Annotated in this window: 1 protein-coding gene; it reads right to left on the bottom strand. The window is 63.8% G+C overall.

Annotated features, from left to right (window positions below):
* The coding region (gene glyA, locus ACR0LL_RS21100; protein ID WP_480589254.1) for a serine hydroxymethyltransferase at positions 1-1,273 on the bottom strand (1,273 nt) is incomplete at its 5' end.

The raw sequence follows: 1,273 nt of genomic DNA, 5'->3' as shown, positions 1-1,273 counted from the left end.
TTACAGGTTCGGGTAGATAGGGAAGCGGTTGCAGAGGTCTGCGACCTGGGCGCGGACGCGGGCTTCGACTTCGGCGTTGCCGTCTTCGCCGTTGGCGGCCAGGCCGTCGACCACTTCGATGATCCAGTCGGCGATCTGGCGGAACTCGGCCTCGCCAAAGCCGCGGGTGGTGCCGGCGGGGCTGCCAAGGCGGATGCCCGACGTGATGGTCGGCTTTTCCGGGTCAAACGGCACGCCGTTCTTGTTGCAGGTGATATGCGCCCGGCCCAGGGCCTTTTCGGTGGCGTTGCCCTTGACGCCCTTGGGGCGCAGGTCGACCAGCACCACATGGGTGTCGGTGCCGTGGGTCACGGTGTCGAGCCCGCCCTTGATCAACTGATCGCTGAGCGCCTGCGCATTGGTCACGACCTGCTGGATATAGCTTTTGAACTCGGGGCGCAGCGCCTCGCCAAAGGCCACGGCCTTGGCCGCGATCACATGCATCAGCGGGCCGCCCTGAATGCCGGGGAAGATCGCCGAATTCACTTTCTTAGCGATATCTTCATCATTGGTCAGGATCATGCCCCCACGTGGGCCGCGCAGGGTCTTGTGTGTGGTGGTGGTCGCCACATGCGCGTAGGGGAACGGGCTGGGGTGCTCGCCCGCCGCAACCAGACCGGCGAAATGCGCCATGTCCACGTGCAGATAGGCGCCGACCATGTCGGCGATCTCGCGCATGCGGGCAAAGTCGATCTGACGCGGGATGGCCGAACCGCCCGCGATGATCAGCTTGGGGTTATGCTCTTTCGCCAGCGCCTCGACCTGATCATAGTCCAGCATGTTGTCCTGCTGGCGCACGCCGTATTGCACGGCGTTGAACCACTTGCCCGACTGGTTGGGCCGCGCGCCGTGGGTCAGGTGGCCACCCGCATCCAGGCTCATGCCCAGAATGGTGTCGCCGGGCTGGATCAGCGCCTGGAACACGCCCTGGTTGGCCTGGCTGCCCGAGTTCGGCTGCACATTGGCAAAGCCACAGCCAAACAGCTGCTTGGCGCGGTCGATGGCCAGATTCTCGGCGATATCAACAAACTCGCAGCCCCCGTAATAGCGCCGGCCCGGGTAACCTTCGGCATATTTGTTGGTCATCACCGAACCCTGCGCCTCCATCACGGCGGCAGAGACGATGTTCTCGGACGCAATCAGCTCGATCTCGTCGCGCTGACGACCCAGCTCAGACCGGATCGAGCCAAAAAGCTCAGGATCGCGGTCCGACAAGGACTGGGTGAAAAATCCG

Source organism: Ruegeria sp. AI2 (genome assembly GCF_056541275.1).
The sequence above is the reverse complement of the archived record's forward strand: the minus strand, read 5'-3'. Positions and strand labels throughout refer to the sequence as shown.